Raw genomic sequence first — 15618 nt, 5'->3', positions numbered from 1 at the left:
ATACAAAAAAGCGGCGCCCAGAGGGCGCCGCTTTCGAAACCTGATTTTCGATTTGGCTTACGCCGCCTCGGCTTCCTTCGCCTGCACTGGACCTGAGTCCTGGCCCTTGGCATCGACGTCGCGATCGACGAACTCGATCACGGCCATCGCGGCGTTGTCGCCGTAGCGGAAGCCCGCCTTGATGATGCGGGTGTAGCCGCCCTGGCGATCCTTGTAGCGGGGCGCCAGCACGTCGAACAGCTTCTTGACCTGGTCCTTGTCGCGCATCTCGGAGATGGCCTGGCGACGCATGGACAGGCCGCCCTTCTTGCCAAGGGTGACGAGCTTCTCGACGATCGGACGAAGCTCCTTGGCCTTGGGCAGCGTGGTGACGATCTGCTCGTGCTTGATCAGCGCGGCTGCCATGTTGGCGAACATCGCGCGGCGGTGCTCGGCCGTGCGGTTGAGCTTCCGATGAACCTTGCCGTGACGCATGTAACTATTCCTTGTTTTAGAACTGCCGCGACGGTTCGTCGGACCAGTTGCTCAGGTGGGCTTCCTGCGTTCGCCCATAAAAATGACGGCCGGGGACGCCGGCCGTCACGGTGAAGTCGATCAGTAGTGATCTTCGAAGCGCTTGGCGAGCTCGTCGATGTTCTCCGGCGGCCAGCCCGGCACTTCCATGCCGAGATGCAGCCCCATCTGGGCCAGCACTTCCTTGATCTCGTTCAGCGACTTGCGGCCGAAGTTCGGAGTGCGGAGCATTTCCGCTTCGCTCTTCTGCACGAGATCGCCGATGTAGACGATGTTGTCGTTCTTCAAGCAATTGGCCGAACGCACCGACAGCTCGAGCTCGTCCACCTTCTTCAGGAAGGCCGGGTTGAAGGCGAGGTCCGGGATGATCTCCTGGGCGACTTCCTTGCGCGGCTCTTCGAAGTTGACGAACACGTTGAGCTGATCCTGCAGGATGCGAGCGGCGTAAGCCACCGAGTCATCCGGCGAGATCGCGCCGTTGGTCTCGATCGTCATGGTCAGCTTGTCGTAGTCGAGGATCTGGCCCTCGCGGGTGTTCTCGACCTTGTAGGAGACCTTGCGGACCGGCGAGTACAGGCTGTCGACCGGGATCAGGCCGATCGGCGCGTCCTCGGGACGGTTGCGCTCGGCGGGCACGTAGCCCTTGCCGGTCGAGACCGTGAACTCCATGCGGATCTCGGCGCCCTCGTCGAGCGTGCAGATCTGCAGGTCCGGGTTCAGCACCGTGACATCGCCGACGGTCTGGATGTCGCCGGCGGTGACGACGCCCGGGCCGCTCTTCTTCACGACCATGCGCTTGGGGCCTTCGCCCTGCATCTTGATCGAGATGTCCTTGATATTCAGCACGATGTCGGTGACGTCCTCACGGACGCCAGCGATCGAGGAGAACTCGTGCAGCACGCCGTCGATGTGCACCGACTGCACCGCCGCGCCCTGGAGCGAGGAGAGCAGGATGCGGCGCAGCGCATTGCCGAGGGTCTGGCCGAAGCCGCGCTCGAGCGGCTCGGCGACGATGGTCGCAAAGCGCGACGGGTCGCTGCCGGGCGTGACCTGGAGCTTGTTCGGCCGAATCAGTTCTTGCCAATTTTTCTGGATCGTCACTGTTTCACCCATACAGGCCAGTCGATTTGAAAATTCAAATACTGGCGTTGGAGAAAGGCCGCAGATCAAATCCGCGGCTTCTTAAAAAAAGCATCGCGGGCACCACGGCGCCCGCAACTTCGTATCAGACGCGCCGACGCTTGCGCGGACGGCAACCGTTGTGCGGGATCGTGGTCACGTCGCGGATCGAGGTGACGGTGAAGCCCGCGGCCTGCAGCGCGCGGAGCGCCGACTCACGGCCCGAACCGGGACCGGCGACCTCGACTTCCAGCGTGCGCATGCCGTGTTCCTGCGCCTTCTTGGAGACGTCTTCGGCGGCGACCTGCGCGGCATACGGGGTCGACTTGCGCGAACCCTTGAAGCCCATCGTGCCGGCGGAGGACCAGGCAATGGTGTTGCCCTGCGCGTCGGTGATGGTGATGGTCGTGTTGTTGAAGGACGAGTTCACGTGCGCGACGCCGGAGGCGATGTTCTTGCGCTCACGACGACGAACGCGGGTGGCTTCCTTGCCCATAGAGTACCTTTCCTAGAGATCTCAAACGCCGCCGTAATGCCAGCGGCTACACCTGATGGAACGAAAGGCGCGTGGCGAAAGGGCTTCCCCTATCGCCACACGCCGCGATTGGATTCGAAAACTTACTTCTTCTTGCCGGCGATGGCCTTGGCCGGACCCTTGCGCGTACGCGCATTGGTGTGGGTGCGCTGGCCGCGCACCGGCAGACCGCGACGATGGCGCAGGCCGCGATAGCAGCCGAGGTCCATCAGACGCTTGATGTTGATACCGACTTCACGACGCAGATCGCCCTCGACGAGATAGTCGCGGTCGATGACTTCGCGGATCTGGAGCACTTCAGCGTCGCTGAGCTGATTGACGCGACGATCCTCGGGGATTTTCACCTTTTCGAGGATCTCACCAGCGATCTTCTGGCCGATGCCATGGATGTACTGGAGCGCGATCAGCACGCGCTTGTTGGTCGGAATGTTCACGCCGGCAATACGGGCCACGGCCTTCTCTCCTGTTGCCGATCCCTCGTCAGGAATCGGGCTTTAAGTGCTTATGTTTCTCGGGCAGGTGTTCACAAACGCGAACACGACGCCCACCCCTGGTCTTCCTAGGGCCCGGCATCGTTTGAAACTATCCGACTTGGATGCGGGGCTTATTAAGGGATTCCGGGGGCTTTCGTCAACCGCCGCTAGCGCTTAGCTCGCTTTTTCGTGACCTTTTTTGCGGCTTTTCTGGCACCCTTTTTGAGGGCCTTCTTGGCGGTCTTTTTAGCCGTTTTCTTGGCCGTTTTCCTGGCCGGCTTCTTGGCTGCCTTTTTGGCGCCTTTCACGGCCTTTTTGGCGGATTTGGCCGATTTGGCGGCCTTTTTGGCTGCTTTCGCCGGTTTCTTGGCGGATTTGACCTTTTTGGCCGCCTTTTTGACGGAGGCCGTCTTGGCCGCGGTCTTGGCATGGGTCTTGGGCTCGACCGCACCAAGCGCCAGGAGCTGGCGGTGGATGGCACGGGTGACCTCGTCGATGGCCATCATGCCGTCAATGGTCGAGAGCTTCCGACGCTCGGAATAATAGTGAATCAGCGGTTCCGTCTGGCTGCGGTAGCTGGCGAGCCGCTTGGTCAGGACCTCCGGAGTGTCGTCGAGCCGGACTTCCTCCCCGCGCTCCCGCATCTGGGCGACACGGGTCTCGACACGGCTCAGCAACGCGCTCTCGTTGACGCGAAGCTCGATCACGGCGTCGAGCTTCATGTGCTTGTGCTTCAGCAATTCGTCCAGCGCCTCGGCCTGCGGCACGGTGCGGGGGAAGCCATCCAGGATGAAGCCATGCTTGGCGTCCGGCTGGTCGATGCGGTCGGAGATGATTCCGACCACGACATCGTCAGGGACGAGACCGCCGCTGGCCATGATCTCCTTGGCCTTCAGTCCGACCGGCGTTCCGGCCGCAACAGCTGCACGCAACATTTCGCCGGTCGAGAGCTGGACGATGCCATAGCGCTGCACCAGCAGCTGCGCTTGGGTCCCCTTGCCCGATCCTGGCGGTCCCAGAAGTATAATTCTCATCGGCGTACGCCCCCCGGATTGGTGAGCGATACGTCGCGCACCTGTGTTTGAAGATCGAGAATGGTGCAAACCACGATCAGCGCCGCACCACCGCTCATACTATAGGGCAGCCCGTTTCCGTAAACCAAGAGTGCTTCCGGAATCATCTGCACCAGCGTCAGGTAGACGGCTCCGAGGACGGTCGTCAATGACACGACGCGATCGAGATGGTCCGCCGTGGCCTCACCCGGCGCGACGCCGGGAATCGCGCCGCCGTGCTTGGCAAGCTGCTCGGCGACCTCTGCGGGATCGACCACATGGGAGGTATAGACGAACGCCAGCACGAACACGGCGATCGAGATCGCGATCAGATGGGCGGGCCGCCCGACCTGGAGGGATTGGTAGACGCCCTCGATCCAAGGGGCGCCGCCAAGCAGGAGGCCTGCAGCGGTCAGCGGCAGGAAGATGAACCAGGGTGCCACCGCGGTCGGTATCAGGAAGCCCGCGCTGTTCAACTTGACCGGGAGCACCGCCCGCCGCGCCGCCAGGATGCGCGGCCCCACGCTACGCTCGGCAAATTCAATCCCGATGTTTCGCCGCGCGCTTTCGCCAACGACCATGAGCACGACCGCGGCGATCCAGAACGCGACGTGGAACAGCACGAGATTGCTGGAGACCGAGCCGTTTCGCATCAGCTCGATGCCGTTTGAGACATCAGTCGGCAACGCCACAAGGAAGCCGACGCTCAGCACCAGCGCGAGACCATTGCCGACGCCATGGCGGGTGATCTGCTCGCTGAGGAAGATCAGCACGAACACCCCACCGACCAGGGTCGCGGTGACCGTAACCACGAACCAGCCGTCGGGGTCGCTGACCAGATTTGGGATGTCCTTGAGGGCCGAGGCAATGCCATAGGCCTGGAACGTGGCGAGGACGAACGTCACAGCGAGCGTGATGCGAGCGATCCGCCGCCGGCCTGCCTCGCCCGATCGTTCGATCGCGCTCAAGCCGCGCCAGACCACCGCCAGCAGCCGGACCAGGATCGCGGCACTGAGATAGGGAACGAGACCGAGGGCGAAAAGCGAGAGGCGGGCAACGAGTCCCGCCGTGAGCGGCTGCGTCGACGGCACCACACCGGGTACGGGGATGTGGGTGCCGAGTCTGAACAGGAGTAGCGCGCCAATCGTGAAAGCGATCCGGCGCGCAAGCTCCATGTTCATCTACGGCGGCCGCGCAGCTTCGACTTGCGGATCAGGCCTTCATACTGGTGGGCGAGCAGATAGCCCTGCACCTGCGCCACCGTGTCCATGGTGACGCTGACCACGATCAGCAGCGAGGTGCCGCCGAAGTAGAACGGCACCGAGGCATAGGAGATCAGGATTTCCGGAATCAAGCAGACGATCGCCAGATAGATCGCGCCCAGCACGGTGATGCGCGACAGCACGTAGTCGATATATTCGGCGGTGCGCTCGCCGGGGCGGATGCCCGGGATGAAGCCGCCGTGCTTCTTCAGATTGTCCGCGGTCTCGGTCGGATTGAACACGATCGCGGTGTAGAAGAAGGCGAAGAACACGATTAGCGCCAGATAGAGAATCAGGAACAGCGGACGGCCGTGGCCGAGCTGGGTCGTGATCCACTGGAACCATTCCGGCCCCTTGCCCGCATTGAAGTTCGCGACCGTGGTCGGCAGCAGCAGCAGCGAGGACGCGAAGATCGGCGGGATCACGCCCGAGGTGTTGAGCTTGAGCGGCAGATGCGAGGACTGGCCCTCGAACATCTTGTTGCCGACCTGGCGCTTCGGATACTGGATCAGCAGCCGGCGCTGGGCACGCTCCATGAACACGATGAAGGCGATCACCGCGACCGCCATCACGATGACGACCAGGATCAGACCGGTCGACATCGCGCCCTGACGACCGAGCTCGAGCATGTTGGCGAGCGCAGCCGGCAGCTCGGCGACGATGCCGGAGAGAATGATCAGCGAGATACCGTTGCCGATGCCGCGCGAGGTGATCTGCTCACCCAGCCACATCAGGAACATGGTGCCGCCGGTCAGCGTGATCGCGGTGGAAAGACGGAAGAACATGCCGGGGTCGCTGACGACATTGCCGGCGCCTTCAAGGCCAACCGCGATGCCGTAGGACTGGAACGCGGCCAGGATCACCGTCAGATAGCGGGTGTATTGGTTCAGCGTCTTGCGGCCCGCCTCGCCTTCCTTCTTCAGCGCCTCGAGCTGCGGCGAGACGGTGGTCAGGAGCTGGATGATGATCGAGGCCGAGATGTACGGCATGATGTTCAGCGCGAAGATCGCCATGCGGTGGATGCCACCGCCGGCGAACATGTTGAACATGCCGAGGATGCCGCCTGCCTGCGACTTGAACACCTGCTCCCAGATGTTGGGATCGATGCCGGGCAGCGGGATGTAGGTTCCGAGCCGATAAACGAGCAGCGCACCCAGGGTGAACCAGATGCGCTTCTTCAGTTCGTCGGCCTTGGCAAACGCGCCGAAATTGAGATTGGCTGCCAGTTGTTCCGCTGCTGAGGCCATATTGGACTTTCTCCCGCCGCCTTTTGCGCCGTCATACCCGCGGCCGGGCTAATCTAGCGGACGCCGGACATTATCTGGGGCTTCGGCTTCGATAAGTCCACGTCCCGCATGCGTAAAGGCCCGCGAGGCGCGGGCCAATGACGCAGTTGTTACGCCGCCTCGCCTTCTTCCTTGGCAGGGGCGAGGATCTTCACCGAACCGCCGGCCTTCTCGACCGCTTCGATCGCAGACTTGGTGGCGCCGTGCACCTCGATGTTGAGCTTGGCCTTGAGCTCGCCGCGGCCGAGCAGCCGCAGGCCGGCCTTGGCGCGGCGCAGCACGCCGGCCTTCACCAGGGCCTCGACGTTCACGACGCTGCCGGTGTCGAGCTTCTTGGCATCCACCGCATCCTGGAGACGGTCGAGATTGATCTCGGCGTACTCGACGCGGAAGATGTTGTTGAAGCCGCGCTTGGGCAGACGGCGATGCATCGGCATCTGGCCGCCTTCGAAACCCTTGATGCGCACGCCCGAGCGCGCGGTCTGGCCCTTGCCGCCGCGGCCGGACTGCTTGCCCTTGCCCGAACCGATGCCACGGCCGACGCGCATGCGCTTCTTGCGCGAGCCGGCGTTGTCGGCGATATCGCTGAGCTTCATCGCCCTGCTCCTTGTGTTTTGCGCATGACCTGGATCATGCGCGCAATTTTACTTCTCGTCGACGATGCGGACGAGATGGTGAACCTTTTCGATCATGCCGCGGACGGCCGGGGTGTCCGGCAGTTCGCTGACGCGGCCGATCTTGTTGAGCTTGAGCCCGATCAGCGTCGAACGCTGCGAGTGATGGCGGCGGATCGCGCTACCGGTCTGCTCGAGCTTGATTGTCTTTGCGGCCTTGGCCATCGTGGTCTACTCCGAAAAGCGTTGGTTAGTCCGCCGCCGCCTCGGCATCGCCGCCGATGCGACGACCCTGGAGGGTGGACACCTTGATGTTGCGGCGCGCCGCGACCGAACGCGGTGAGTCCTGGTGCTTCAGCGCATCGAAGGTCGCGCGAACCATGTTGTAGGGGTTCGACGAGCCGATCGACTTCGCCACCACGTCCTGGACGCCGAGCGTCTCGAACACGGCGCGCATCGGACCACCGGCGATGATGCCGGTACCGGCCGGGGCTGCACGCAGATAGACACGGCCGGCGCCATGACGGCCGGCGATGTCGTGATGCAGGGTGCGGCCCTCGCGCAGCGACACGCGGGTCAGGTTGCGCTTGGCGGACTCGGTGGCCTTGCGGATCGCCTCAGGCACTTCGCGCGCCTTGCCGTGACCGAAGCCGGCGCGGCCCTTCTGATCGCCGATCACGACGAGCGCTGCGAAACCGAAGCGCTTGCCGCCCTTGACGACCTTGGCCACGCGATTGATGTGGACGAGCTTGTCGACGAACTCGCTGTCGCGCTCCTCGCGCTCCTTGCGTTCACGTCCGCCGCCGCGTTGATCGCGTCCACCACGTTGTTCGCGTTCTGCCATTTTTCCAATCCTTCAGAGGCTTACGCCTCAATCCTCAAATTCTGTTAGAAGCTCAGCCCGCTCTCACGCGCAGCGTCGGCGAGAGCCTTGACGCGCCCGTGGTAGAGGTAGCTGCCGCGATCGAACACGACTTCCTTGACGCCCTTCTCGGCGGCGCGCTCGGCCAGCAGCTTGCCGACCGCCTTCGCCGCATCGATGTCGGCGCCGGTCTTGCCGCCGTCGCGCATCGCCTTCTCGAGCGAGGAGGCAGAGGCCAGCGTCTCGCCTTTCAGGTCGTCGATGACCTGGGCGTAGATGTGCTTGGACGAGCGGAACACCGACAGACGCGGACGACCACCACCGGAGCGGCGCAGCTTCAGCCGCACACTCCGCTTGCGCCGGGCATTCGTAACCTTGGCTTTGGACATGACCGGCTCCGTTACTTCTTCTTGCCTTCCTTGCGGAAGATGAATTCGCCCACATACTTCACGCCCTTGCCCTTGTAGGGCTCCGGCGGACGATAGGAGCGGATCTCGGCGGCGACCTGGCCGACGCGTTGAATGTCGCTGCCTGACACCGTGATTTCGGTCGGCTTCGGCACGGCGATCGTGATCCCTTCCGGGATCGGGTAGATCACGTCATGGCTGTAGCCGAGCGCGAGCTGCAGGTTCTTGCCCTGCATCGCAGCGCGGTAGCCGACGCCGGTGATCTCGAGCTTCTTCTCGAAGCCCTTGGTGACGCCTTCGACCAGATTCGCGACCTGGGCGCGAGCGGTGCCGTACAGCGCGCGCGCGCGGTTGGTCTCGGCCCGCGGCTTGACCTTCACCTGGCCGTTCTCGAGCTTCACCTCGACGTCGTCATGGACGACGAACTGAAGCTGGCCCTTCGGCCCCTTCATCTTGACGGTCTGCCCATCGACGGTCGCGGTCACACCGGACGGCACCGCCACAGGCCTTTTGCCAACACGTGACATGGATCAAAAATCCTTCTCAGAACACCGTGAAGAGGACTTCGCCGCCCACGTTCGCTTCACGCGCACTGTGGTCGGCCATGATCCCCTTCGGCGTCGACAACACCGAAATACCGAGTCCGTTATTGACCCGCGGCAGGTTCTTCACCGAGGCGTAAACGCGACGCCCGGGCTTGGAGACACGTTCGATCTCGCGGATGACGGGCTCGCCGTCGAAATACTTCAGCTCGATCTCGATCTCGCTGCGGCCCGAGGAGTGCTCGAGCGTGGCGTAACCGCGGATGTAGCCCTCGCTCTTCAGCACCTCGAGGACGTTCTCGCGCATCTTCGAGCCCGGCGTGGAGACCTTGCTCTTGGAGCGCATCTGCGCGTTGCGGATGCGGGTGATCAGATCGCTGATTGGATCGTGCGTAGACATCTAAACGACCCTCCTTACCAGCTCGACTTCACGAGGCCCGGGACCATGCCCTTGGAGCCAAGGTCGCGGAGCGCGATACGGGACAGCTTGTTCTTGCGATAGTTCGAGCGCGGGCGGCCCGACAGCTCGCAACGCAGACGGATGCGGGTGGCCGACGAATTGCGCGGCATTTCCGCAAGCTTCAGGGTCGCGGCGAACCGCTCCTCCATCGGCAGCGTCTTGTCGGCGATGATCGCCTTCAACCGCTCGCGCTTCGGGGCGGCGTTCTTCACCATCCGCTTGCGCCGGTTGTTCTTCTCGACTGAACTCTTCTTTGCCATGCTTGGCTCCTGGGTATCCGCGTTTGAGAGGCTTTAGGTCAGCGTCTCACTGCCGGAACGGGAAATTGAAAGCGGTCAACAAGGCCCTTGCCTCTTCGTCGGTCTTGGCCGTGGTGCAGACGGTGATGTCCATACCGCGGGCTTCCGTGACCTTGTCGAAGTCGATCTCGGGGAAAATGATGTGTTCCTTGATGCCGAGCGAGTAGTTGCCGCGGCCGTCAAAGCTCTTCGGGTTCAGGCCGCGGAAGTCGCGGACGCGCGGCAGCGCGACGTTGACCAGGCGATCGATGAACTCGTACATGCGGGCCTTGCGCAGCGTGACCTTGCAGCCGATCGGCTGGTTCTCACGCAGCTTGAAGGTCGCGATCGCGATGCGCGAATAGGTCACGATCGCCTTCTGGCCGGCGATCTGGGTCAGCTCGGCAGCGGCGGTCTCGGCCTTCTTGCGGTCGTTGACGGAATCGCCAACGCCCATGTTCAGCACGACCTTGTCCAGGCGCGGAACCTGCATCACGTTCTGATAACCGAACTTCTCGGTCATCGCCGTGCGGATCTTCGCGTCGTATTCCGCGCGCAGGCGCGGGGTGTAAGCGGTCTCAGCCATCGATCTCAGCTCCCGAGCTCTTGGCGATGCGAACCTTCTTGCCGTCCGCCAGAATCTTGAATCCAACGCGGGTCGGCTTTCCGTCCTTGCCGACATACGCGATGTTGGACAGTTGGATCGGCGCCTCTTTCGAGATGATGCCGCCCTCCTGGGCCTGCGTCTGCTTCTGGTGACGCTTGACCATGTTGATGCCGCGCACGAGCGCCGTGCCGGCGTCGGGGCGAACTTCGAACACTTCGCCGGTGCGACCCTTGTCGCGGCCGGTCAGCACGACGACCTTGTCGCCCTTGCGGATCTTCGCAGCCATCACAGCACCTCCGGCGCGAGCGAAATGATCTTCATGTGGTTCTTGGCGCGCAGCTCGCGCGGCACGGGCCCGAAGATACGGGTGCCGACCGGCTCGGACTGATTGTTGATCAGAACGGCAGCGTTGCGGTCGAAGCGGATGACCGAGCCGTCAGCGCGGCGGATGTCCTTGCGGACACGCACCACGACGGCCTTCATCACGTCGCCCTTTTTCACCTTGCCACGCGGAATGGCTTCCTTGATCGAGACGACAATGATGTCGCCGATCGTGGCGTAGCGGCGCTTGGAGCCCCCGAGCACCTTGATACACATGACACGGCGTGCGCCAGAATTGTCGGCCACGTCGAGGTTGGTCTGCATCTGAATCATTGATGCACCTCGTCCTCTTTCTCTTTGCGCCAGCCTAGCCGGCGCTCAACATTTCCCTGAAGTTAGTCGGCCAAGGCCAACAGATCAGGCGCTTTTCTTGTGTTCGCCCCGGATCACGATCCAGCACTTCAACTTCGAAATCGGCTTGGTCTCTTCGATCCAGACCATGTCGCCCGGCTTGAACTCGTTGTTCTCGTCGTGCGCATGGTAGTTCTTCGAACGGCGGATCGTCTTCTTGTAGATCGGGTGCGTGAAGCGGCGATCGACGCGCACCACGACGGTCTTGGCAGTCTTGTCGCTGACGACCACGCCTTGCAAAGTACGTTTCGGCATATCCGTTAGCCCCTTACTTCTTCTTCGCGCGCTGCTGCGCGGCGACGGTCTTGATCCGGGCGATATCGCGGCGAGCCTCGCGCAGGCGCGAGGTGTTCTCGAGCTGCCCGGTGGCACGCTGGAAGCGCAGGTTGAAGCGCTCTTTCTTCAGGTTCAGGACGGCGTCGTCCTGCTGGTCGGGGCTCATCGCGCGGATGTCTTCGATCTTCATCTGGGCCATGGCCATTACTCCGCAATGCGCTCGACGAAGCGCGTCTTGATCGGCAGCTTGGCGGCCGCCAGGGTCAGCGCTTCACGCGCCGTCTGGGTGTTGACGCCGTCGATCTCGAACAGCACCCGGCCCGGCTTGACGCGGGCGACCCACAATTCCGGCGAACCCTTGCCGGAGCCCATGCGAACTTCAGCCGGCTTCTTCGACACCGGAACGTCGGGGAACACGCGGATCCAGACGCGGCCGGCGCGCTTCATGTGGCGGGTCAGCGCGCGGCGGGCGGCTTCGATCTGGCGCGCGGTGACACGCTCCGGCTCGGTGGCCTTCAGGCCGAACTGGCCGAACGCCAACGTCGCGCCCGAGGACGCAACGCCGTGGATACGGCCCTTATGCGCCTTCCGGAACTTCGTTTTCTTAGGTTGCATCATGGCTTTAAGCCCTCAAATTCCTGTGCGGCTTTAGGCTGCAGCCGTGTCGCGGCGCTGACGGCCACCGCGATCACCACTGCCACCCGTCTCGCCTTCGGCCATTCTCTTGTCCTGGGCCATCGGATCGTGCTCGAGGATCTCACCCTTGAAGATCCAGACCTTGACGCCGCAGGTGCCGAAGGTCGTGAACGCGGTCGCAACGCCGTAGTCGATGTCGGCGCGCAGCGTGTGCAGCGGCACGCGACCTTCGCGGTACCACTCCATGCGCGCGATTTCCGCGCCGCCCAGACGACCCGAGCAGTTGATGCGGATGCCTTCCGCGCCGAGACGCATCGCCGACTGCACGGCGCGCTTCATGGCGCGGCGGAACGCCACGCGGCGCTCAAGCTGCTGCGCGATCGACTCGGCCACCAGCGTCGCATCGAGCTCCGGCTTGCGGATTTCGACGATGTTGATGACGACGTCGGACGAGGTGATGTCCGCGACCTTCTTGCGCAGCTTGTCGATGTCGGCGCCCTTCTTGCCGATCACCACACCCGGACGGGCCGAGTGGATGGTGACGCGGCACTTCTTGTGCGGACGCTCGATCACGATACGGGCGACAGCCGCCTGCTTGAGCTCCTTGTGCAGGATCTCGCGAATCTTGACGTCCTCGTGCAGCAGCTTGCCGTATTCCTGCTTGCCGGCGAACCAGCGGGAATCCCAGGTCCGGTTGATGCCGAGACGCAGACCGATCGGATTGATCTTTTGACCCATCGTTTTCTCCTGCGACCCTTAAGCCGCTGCTGCTTCGGCTTCGACCTGACGAACAATGATCGTCAGCTGCGAAAATGGTTTGTAGACACGGCCCGAGCGACCACGGCCGCGGGCGGCAAAGCGCTTCATCACGAGGCCGTTGCCGACGAAAGCCTGCGCCACGACGAGATCGTCGACGTCGAGGTCGTGGTTGTTCTCGGCATTGGCGATCGCCGATTCCAGGCACTTCTTCACGTCAACCGCGATCCGCTTGCGCGAGAACTGCAGGTCGGCGAGCGCAGCGGAAGCCTTCCGGCCGCGAATGAGCTGGGCGACCAGGTTGAGCTTCTGCGGGCTCACCCGCAGCATCCGGGCGACCGCCTTGGCCTCGTTCTCGGCGAGGCTCCGTTCGCGCTTAGGTTTGCTCATCGTTTAATCCTCAAGCCTTCTTGGCTTTCTTGTCGCCGGAGTGGCCATGGAAGGTCCGGGTCGGCGAGAACTCGCCGAACTTGTGACCCACCATTTCCTCGTTGACGGCCACCGGCACGTGCTTCTGACCGTTGTAGACGCCGAAGGTCAGACCGACGAACTGCGGCAGGATGGTCGAGCGACGGCTCCAGATCTTGATGACGTCGTGACGGCCGGACGCGCGCGCGGCATCTGCCTTCTTGAGCAGAGAACCCTCGACGAACGGGCCTTTCCAGACTGAACGAACCATGTCCGTCGTTCCTTACTTCTTCCGCTTGTGGCGGCTTAGGAGAATGAATTTGTTGGTCGACTTGTTGGTGCGGGTCTTCTTGCCCTTGGTCGGCTTGCCCCACGGGGTGACCGGGTGGCGACCGCCCGAGGTACGACCTTCACCGCCGCCGTGCGGATGGTCGATCGGGTTCATGGCGACACCGCGGTTGTGCGGGCGACGGCCCATCCAACGCTTGCGGCCGGCCTTGCCGATCGAGGTGTTCATGTGGTCCGGGTTCGACACCGCGCCGATCGTGCCGCGGCAGCGACCGTGCACCAGGCGCTGCTCACCCGAGTTCAGGCGGATGATCACGTAGTCCTGGTCGCGGCCGACGAGCTGGGCGTAGGTGCCGGCCGAACGGGCGAGCTGGCCGCCCTTCCCGATCTTGACCTCGATGTTGTGGATGATCGTGCCGACCGGCATATTGCCGAGCGGCATGACGTTGCCCGGCTTCACGTCGACGTAGTTGCCGGCGACGATGGTGTCACCCACGGCCAGGCGCTGCGGCGCCAGGATGTAGGCCTGCTCGCCGTCCTGATACTTGATCAGGGCGATGAAGCCGGTGCGGTTCGGATCATACTCGAGACGCTCGACCGTCGCGGGGACGTCGATCTTCTCGCGCTTGAAATCGACGGTGCGCAGCGTCTGCTTGTGGCCACCGCCACGGAAGCGCACGGTGATGCGACCGGTGTTGTTGCGGCCACCCGAGGACTTCTTGCCTTCGGTGAGCGCCTTCAGCGGCTTGCCCTTGTAGAGGGCCGAACGATCGACCATCACCAGCTGGCGCTGGCCCGGCGTCGTGGGATTGAATGTCTTCAGTGCCATCGTCGTGCGACCTTACAGACCGGTGGTGACGTCGATCCGGTGGCCCTCTTCGAGGGTCACGATCGCGCGCTTGGTGTTCGACTGCGAGCCGAGGTTGCCGCGGAAGACCTTGACCTTGCCCTTGCGGACCAGCGTGTTGACGCTCTTGACCTTGACGTCGAAGAGCTTCTCGATCGCTTCCTTGATCTGCGGCTTGGTCGCCTTGGCGGCCACCTTGAACAGCACCTTGTTGTGCTCGGACGCCAGCGTCGCCTTTTCGGTGACGACCGGGGCGACGATCACGTCGTAATGCCGGGCCTCGATGTTCTTCGTCATTTGAAGCGCGCCTCCAGCGCATCGATGGCGGCCTTGGTCAGAACGAGCTTCTGACGGCGCAGGATGTCATAGACGTTGATGCCCTGGATCGGCAGCACGTCCATGTTCGGGATGTTGCGGGCCGCAGCGGCAAAGCCGTTGTTGAGCTCGGCGCCATCGATGATCAACGCGTTGGTGAGCCCCAGGCCCGAGAAGTGACCGAGCAGCGCCTTGGTCTTGGCGGCTTCCAGCGCGGCCTTCTCGATCACGAGCAGATCGCCGTCCTTGGCCTTGGCCGACAGCGCATGCTTGAGAGCGAGCGCACGGACCTTCTTCGGCAGGTCGGTGGCGTGCGAACGCACCACCGGACCGAAGGCACGACCGCCGCCGCGGAACTGCGGCACGCGGGCCGAGCCGTGACGAGCACCGCCGGTGCCCTTCTGCTTGTACATCTTCTTGCCGGTGCGCCAGATCTCGGCGCGGCCCTTGGCCTTGTGGGTGCCGGCCTGGCGCTTGTTGAGCTGCCACTGCACGCAACGCGCAATGATGTCCTGGCGCGGCTCGAGGCCGAAAATGGCGTCGGAAAGCTGGACCGAGCCGGCTTCCTTACCTTCGAGGGTGGTGACCTTCAGTTCCATCTCACGCACCCTCTTGCTGGGCCGCAGCCTCGGCTTCGCCGCCCGCAACCTTGAACTTGCCGGGCTTCGGAGCTTCCTTCGGCAGCGGCTTCTTGACGGCGTCGCGCACGCGAATCCAACCGCCCTTGGAGCCGGGAACGGCGCCTTCGACGAGGATCAGGCCGCGCTCGACATCGGTCTGGACGACGCGAAGGTTGAGCGTGGTGATGCGGTCGACACCCATGTGGCCGGGCATCTTCTTGTTCTTCCAGGTCTTGCCGGGGTCCTGACGACCACCGGTCGAACCGATCGAGCGGTGCGAGATCGACACACCGTGCGTGGCGCGCAGACCGCCGAAATTCCAGCGCTTCATACCGCCGGCGAAGCCCTTACCGACTGAGGTGCCGGTGACGTCGACGAACTGGCCGACGACGAAGTGGTCGGCCTGGATCTCGGCGCCGACGGGGATCATGGCGTCCGCGGTGACGCGAAACTCCTCGACCTGCCGCTTTGGCTCGACCTTGGCGACCGCGAACTGGCCGCGCTCCGCCTTGGGCATGTACACGGTCTTGCGGCTGCCAGAACCAAGCTGGAGCGCGACGTAACCGTTCTTCTCTTCAGTGCGGTGGCCTACGACCTGGCAATTGCCGAGCTTCAGCACGGTCACGGGGATATGTTCGCCGGCCTCTGTAAAGACCCGCGTCATCCCGACCTTTTGTGCGATCACTCCGGAGCGCATCGGCGTGCTTCCTGTTCTTTCTGTCCGCGAGAT

The 15618-nt window shown here is 63.3% G+C and carries 27 protein-coding genes; all 27 read right to left on the bottom strand.

The window, feature by feature from the left end; translation table 11 throughout:
• Positions 1 to 57: 57 nt before the first annotated feature.
• The 27 genes from rplQ to rplC all read right to left on the bottom strand — a co-directional run bounded on the left by rplQ (position 58) and on the right by rplC (position 15585).
• Complete coding sequence (rplQ, locus tag XH89_RS16040) at positions 58 to 474, bottom strand: 50S ribosomal protein L17 (RefSeq protein WP_057745449.1); 417 nt, start codon at positions 472 to 474, stop codon at positions 58 to 60.
• Positions 475 to 594: 120 nt separating this feature from the next.
• Entirely contained in the window at positions 595 to 1626 is a 1032-nt protein-coding gene (locus XH89_RS16035; protein ID WP_194467938.1) for a DNA-directed RNA polymerase subunit alpha, read from the bottom strand.
• Between the two features lie 112 nt (positions 1627 to 1738).
• Positions 1739 to 2128, bottom strand: coding sequence for a 30S ribosomal protein S11 (gene rpsK / locus XH89_RS16030; protein ID WP_007603045.1), 390 nt, complete (start codon positions 2126 to 2128; stop codon positions 1739 to 1741).
• A gap of 122 nt (positions 2129 to 2250) precedes the next feature.
• Positions 2251 to 2619, bottom strand: coding sequence for a 30S ribosomal protein S13 (gene rpsM / locus XH89_RS16025; RefSeq protein WP_014494511.1), 369 nt, complete (start codon positions 2617 to 2619; stop codon positions 2251 to 2253).
• Positions 2620 to 2807: 188 nt separating this feature from the next.
• Positions 2808 to 3674 (bottom strand): adenylate kinase, encoded by an 867-nt coding sequence (locus tag XH89_RS16020; protein WP_194467937.1) that lies wholly within the window; start codon positions 3672 to 3674, stop codon positions 2808 to 2810.
• The gene (locus XH89_RS16015) at positions 3671 to 4873 is read right to left on the bottom strand and encodes a preprotein translocase subunit SecY (RefSeq protein WP_194467936.1); all 1203 of its coding nucleotides are present in this window, start codon (positions 4871 to 4873) and stop codon (positions 3671 to 3673) included. Before XH89_RS16015 ends, XH89_RS16020 begins: the two co-directional genes overlap by 4 nt.
• Positions 4870 to 6201, bottom strand: coding sequence for a preprotein translocase subunit SecY (secY, locus tag XH89_RS16010; protein WP_194467935.1), 1332 nt, complete (start codon positions 6199 to 6201; stop codon positions 4870 to 4872). The genes XH89_RS16015 and secY overlap by 4 nt, the downstream gene beginning before the upstream one ends.
• Before the next feature lie 149 nt (positions 6202 to 6350).
• On the bottom strand, positions 6351 to 6836 hold the full coding sequence (gene rplO, locus XH89_RS16005; protein WP_128951226.1) for a 50S ribosomal protein L15: 486 nt from the start codon (positions 6834 to 6836) through the stop codon (positions 6351 to 6353).
• A 48-nt stretch (positions 6837 to 6884) separates the two neighbouring features.
• Positions 6885 to 7079, bottom strand: a complete 195-nt coding sequence (rpmD, locus tag XH89_RS16000) for a 50S ribosomal protein L30 (protein ID WP_063682061.1) — start codon at positions 7077 to 7079, stop codon at positions 6885 to 6887.
• A 25-nt stretch (positions 7080 to 7104) separates the two neighbouring features.
• Positions 7105 to 7698 carry a 30S ribosomal protein S5 gene (gene rpsE, locus XH89_RS15995; RefSeq protein ID WP_057745465.1) on the bottom strand — a complete coding sequence of 198 codons (594 nt, stop codon included), beginning with the start codon at positions 7696 to 7698 and terminating at the stop codon, positions 7105 to 7107.
• Positions 7699 to 7742: 44 nt separating this feature from the next.
• Positions 7743 to 8105, bottom strand: a complete 363-nt coding sequence (gene rplR / locus XH89_RS15990) for a 50S ribosomal protein L18 (RefSeq protein WP_008549238.1) — start codon at positions 8103 to 8105, stop codon at positions 7743 to 7745.
• An 11-nt stretch (positions 8106 to 8116) separates the two neighbouring features.
• The gene (gene rplF / locus XH89_RS15985; RefSeq protein ID WP_194467934.1) at positions 8117 to 8650 is read right to left on the bottom strand and encodes a 50S ribosomal protein L6; all 534 of its coding nucleotides are present in this window, start codon (positions 8648 to 8650) and stop codon (positions 8117 to 8119) included.
• 16 nt (positions 8651 to 8666) lie between these two features.
• Positions 8667 to 9065 (bottom strand): 30S ribosomal protein S8, encoded by a 399-nt coding sequence (gene rpsH / locus XH89_RS15980; protein ID WP_015685407.1) that lies wholly within the window; start codon positions 9063 to 9065, stop codon positions 8667 to 8669.
• Positions 9066 to 9079: 14 nt separating this feature from the next.
• Entirely contained in the window at positions 9080 to 9385 is a 306-nt protein-coding gene (gene rpsN, locus XH89_RS15975; RefSeq protein WP_057745473.1) for a 30S ribosomal protein S14, read from the bottom strand.
• Between the two features lie 46 nt (positions 9386 to 9431).
• Positions 9432 to 9989 carry a 50S ribosomal protein L5 gene (gene rplE / locus XH89_RS15970; protein WP_194467933.1) on the bottom strand — a complete coding sequence of 186 codons (558 nt, stop codon included), beginning with the start codon at positions 9987 to 9989 and terminating at the stop codon, positions 9432 to 9434.
• Complete coding sequence (gene rplX / locus XH89_RS15965; protein ID WP_011088142.1) at positions 9982 to 10296, bottom strand: 50S ribosomal protein L24; 315 nt, start codon at positions 10294 to 10296, stop codon at positions 9982 to 9984. The genes rplE and rplX overlap by 8 nt, the downstream gene beginning before the upstream one ends.
• Entirely contained in the window at positions 10296 to 10664 is a 369-nt protein-coding gene (gene rplN / locus XH89_RS15960) for a 50S ribosomal protein L14 (RefSeq protein ID WP_007603030.1), read from the bottom strand. The genes rplX and rplN overlap by 1 nt, the downstream gene beginning before the upstream one ends.
• Positions 10665 to 10748: 84 nt before the next feature.
• Positions 10749 to 10997, bottom strand: a complete 249-nt coding sequence (gene rpsQ, locus XH89_RS15955; protein ID WP_057745481.1) for a 30S ribosomal protein S17 — start codon at positions 10995 to 10997, stop codon at positions 10749 to 10751.
• A gap of 13 nt (positions 10998 to 11010) precedes the next feature.
• Complete coding sequence (rpmC, locus tag XH89_RS15950) at positions 11011 to 11217, bottom strand: 50S ribosomal protein L29 (protein WP_027520957.1); 207 nt, start codon at positions 11215 to 11217, stop codon at positions 11011 to 11013.
• 5 nt (positions 11218 to 11222) lie between these two features.
• Positions 11223 to 11636: a 50S ribosomal protein L16 gene (rplP, locus tag XH89_RS15945; RefSeq protein WP_008136349.1), complete on the bottom strand. Its 414-nt coding sequence runs from the start codon at positions 11634 to 11636 to the stop codon at positions 11223 to 11225.
• Between the two features lie 30 nt (positions 11637 to 11666).
• Complete coding sequence (gene rpsC / locus XH89_RS15940) at positions 11667 to 12392, bottom strand: 30S ribosomal protein S3 (RefSeq protein WP_014494500.1); 726 nt, start codon at positions 12390 to 12392, stop codon at positions 11667 to 11669.
• Positions 12393 to 12410: 18 nt separating this feature from the next.
• Positions 12411 to 12800, bottom strand: coding sequence for a 50S ribosomal protein L22 (rplV, locus tag XH89_RS15935; protein WP_057745488.1), 390 nt, complete (start codon positions 12798 to 12800; stop codon positions 12411 to 12413).
• Between the two features lie 10 nt (positions 12801 to 12810).
• Complete coding sequence (rpsS, locus tag XH89_RS15930; RefSeq protein ID WP_008136357.1) at positions 12811 to 13089, bottom strand: 30S ribosomal protein S19; 279 nt, start codon at positions 13087 to 13089, stop codon at positions 12811 to 12813.
• A 12-nt stretch (positions 13090 to 13101) separates the two neighbouring features.
• Positions 13102 to 13935, bottom strand: a complete 834-nt coding sequence (rplB, locus tag XH89_RS15925) for a 50S ribosomal protein L2 (RefSeq protein WP_194467932.1) — start codon at positions 13933 to 13935, stop codon at positions 13102 to 13104.
• Positions 13936 to 13947: 12 nt separating this feature from the next.
• On the bottom strand, positions 13948 to 14250 hold the full coding sequence (locus XH89_RS15920) for a 50S ribosomal protein L23 (RefSeq protein WP_092294145.1): 303 nt from the start codon (positions 14248 to 14250) through the stop codon (positions 13948 to 13950).
• On the bottom strand, positions 14247 to 14867 hold the full coding sequence (gene rplD, locus XH89_RS15915; RefSeq protein ID WP_057745497.1) for a 50S ribosomal protein L4: 621 nt from the start codon (positions 14865 to 14867) through the stop codon (positions 14247 to 14249). The genes XH89_RS15920 and rplD overlap by 4 nt, the downstream gene beginning before the upstream one ends.
• A 1-nt stretch (position 14868) precedes the next feature.
• On the bottom strand, positions 14869 to 15585 hold the full coding sequence (gene rplC / locus XH89_RS15910; RefSeq protein ID WP_188104661.1) for a 50S ribosomal protein L3: 717 nt from the start codon (positions 15583 to 15585) through the stop codon (positions 14869 to 14871).
• Positions 15586 to 15618: the final 33 nt, after the last annotated feature.

Origin of the sequence: Bradyrhizobium sp. CCBAU 53340 (assembly GCF_015291645.1) — a bacterium.
Lineage (GTDB): Bacteria > Pseudomonadota > Alphaproteobacteria > Rhizobiales > Xanthobacteraceae > Bradyrhizobium.
The sequence above is the reverse complement of the archived record's forward strand: the minus strand, read 5'-3'. Positions and strand labels throughout refer to the sequence as shown.

Bases quoted from the DNA above. Each gene is read 5' to 3' on its own strand.
- rpsN (WP_057745473.1), bottom strand. From the start codon at position 9,385: ATGGCAAAGAAGAGTTCAGTCGAGAAGAACAACCGGCGCAAGCGGATG.
- rpsE (WP_057745465.1), bottom strand. From the start codon at position 7,698: ATGGCAGAACGCGAACAACGTGGTGGACGCGATCAACGCGGCGGCGGA.
- rplE (WP_194467933.1), bottom strand. From the start codon at position 9,989: ATGGCTGAGACCGCTTACACCCCGCGCCTGCGCGCGGAATACGACGCG.
- XH89_RS16020 (WP_194467937.1), bottom strand. From the start codon at position 3,674: ATGAGAATTATACTTCTGGGACCGCCAGGATCGGGCAAGGGGACCCAA.
- rplO (WP_128951226.1), bottom strand. From the start codon at position 6,836: ATGAAGCTCAGCGATATCGCCGACAACGCCGGCTCGCGCAAGAAGCGC.
- rplN (WP_007603030.1), bottom strand. From the start codon at position 10,664: ATGATTCAGATGCAGACCAACCTCGACGTGGCCGACAATTCTGGCGCA.
- rplV (WP_057745488.1), bottom strand. From the start codon at position 12,800: ATGAGCAAACCTAAGCGCGAACGGAGCCTCGCCGAGAACGAGGCCAAG.
- rpsK (WP_007603045.1), bottom strand. From the start codon at position 2,128: ATGGGCAAGGAAGCCACCCGCGTTCGTCGTCGTGAGCGCAAGAACATC.
- rplC (WP_188104661.1), bottom strand. From the start codon at position 15,585: ATGCGCTCCGGAGTGATCGCACAAAAGGTCGGGATGACGCGGGTCTTT.
- rplB (WP_194467932.1), bottom strand. From the start codon at position 13,935: ATGGCACTGAAGACATTCAATCCCACGACGCCGGGCCAGCGCCAGCTG.
- rpmD (WP_063682061.1), bottom strand. From the start codon at position 7,079: ATGGCCAAGGCCGCAAAGACAATCAAGCTCGAGCAGACCGGTAGCGCG.
- XH89_RS16035 (WP_194467938.1), bottom strand. From the start codon at position 1,626: ATGGGTGAAACAGTGACGATCCAGAAAAATTGGCAAGAACTGATTCGG.
- rpsS (WP_008136357.1), bottom strand. From the start codon at position 13,089: ATGGTTCGTTCAGTCTGGAAAGGCCCGTTCGTCGAGGGTTCTCTGCTC.
- rpsH (WP_015685407.1), bottom strand. From the start codon at position 9,065: ATGTCTACGCACGATCCAATCAGCGATCTGATCACCCGCATCCGCAAC.
- rplP (WP_008136349.1), bottom strand. From the start codon at position 11,636: ATGATGCAACCTAAGAAAACGAAGTTCCGGAAGGCGCATAAGGGCCGT.
- rpsQ (WP_057745481.1), bottom strand. From the start codon at position 10,997: ATGCCGAAACGTACTTTGCAAGGCGTGGTCGTCAGCGACAAGACTGCC.
- rplX (WP_011088142.1), bottom strand. From the start codon at position 10,296: ATGGCTGCGAAGATCCGCAAGGGCGACAAGGTCGTCGTGCTGACCGGC.
- secY (WP_194467935.1), bottom strand. From the start codon at position 6,201: ATGGCCTCAGCAGCGGAACAACTGGCAGCCAATCTCAATTTCGGCGCG.
- XH89_RS16015 (WP_194467936.1), bottom strand. From the start codon at position 4,873: ATGAACATGGAGCTTGCGCGCCGGATCGCTTTCACGATTGGCGCGCTA.
- rpmC (WP_027520957.1), bottom strand. From the start codon at position 11,217: ATGGCCCAGATGAAGATCGAAGACATCCGCGCGATGAGCCCCGACCAG.
- XH89_RS15920 (WP_092294145.1), bottom strand. From the start codon at position 14,250: ATGACGAAGAACATCGAGGCCCGGCATTACGACGTGATCGTCGCCCCG.
- rplF (WP_194467934.1), bottom strand. From the start codon at position 8,650: ATGTCACGTGTTGGCAAAAGGCCTGTGGCGGTGCCGTCCGGTGTGACC.
- rplR (WP_008549238.1), bottom strand. From the start codon at position 8,105: ATGTCCAAAGCCAAGGTTACGAATGCCCGGCGCAAGCGGAGTGTGCGG.
- rpsC (WP_014494500.1), bottom strand. From the start codon at position 12,392: ATGGGTCAAAAGATCAATCCGATCGGTCTGCGTCTCGGCATCAACCGG.
- rplD (WP_057745497.1), bottom strand. From the start codon at position 14,867: ATGGAACTGAAGGTCACCACCCTCGAAGGTAAGGAAGCCGGCTCGGTC.
- rplQ (WP_057745449.1), bottom strand. From the start codon at position 474: ATGCGTCACGGCAAGGTTCATCGGAAGCTCAACCGCACGGCCGAGCAC.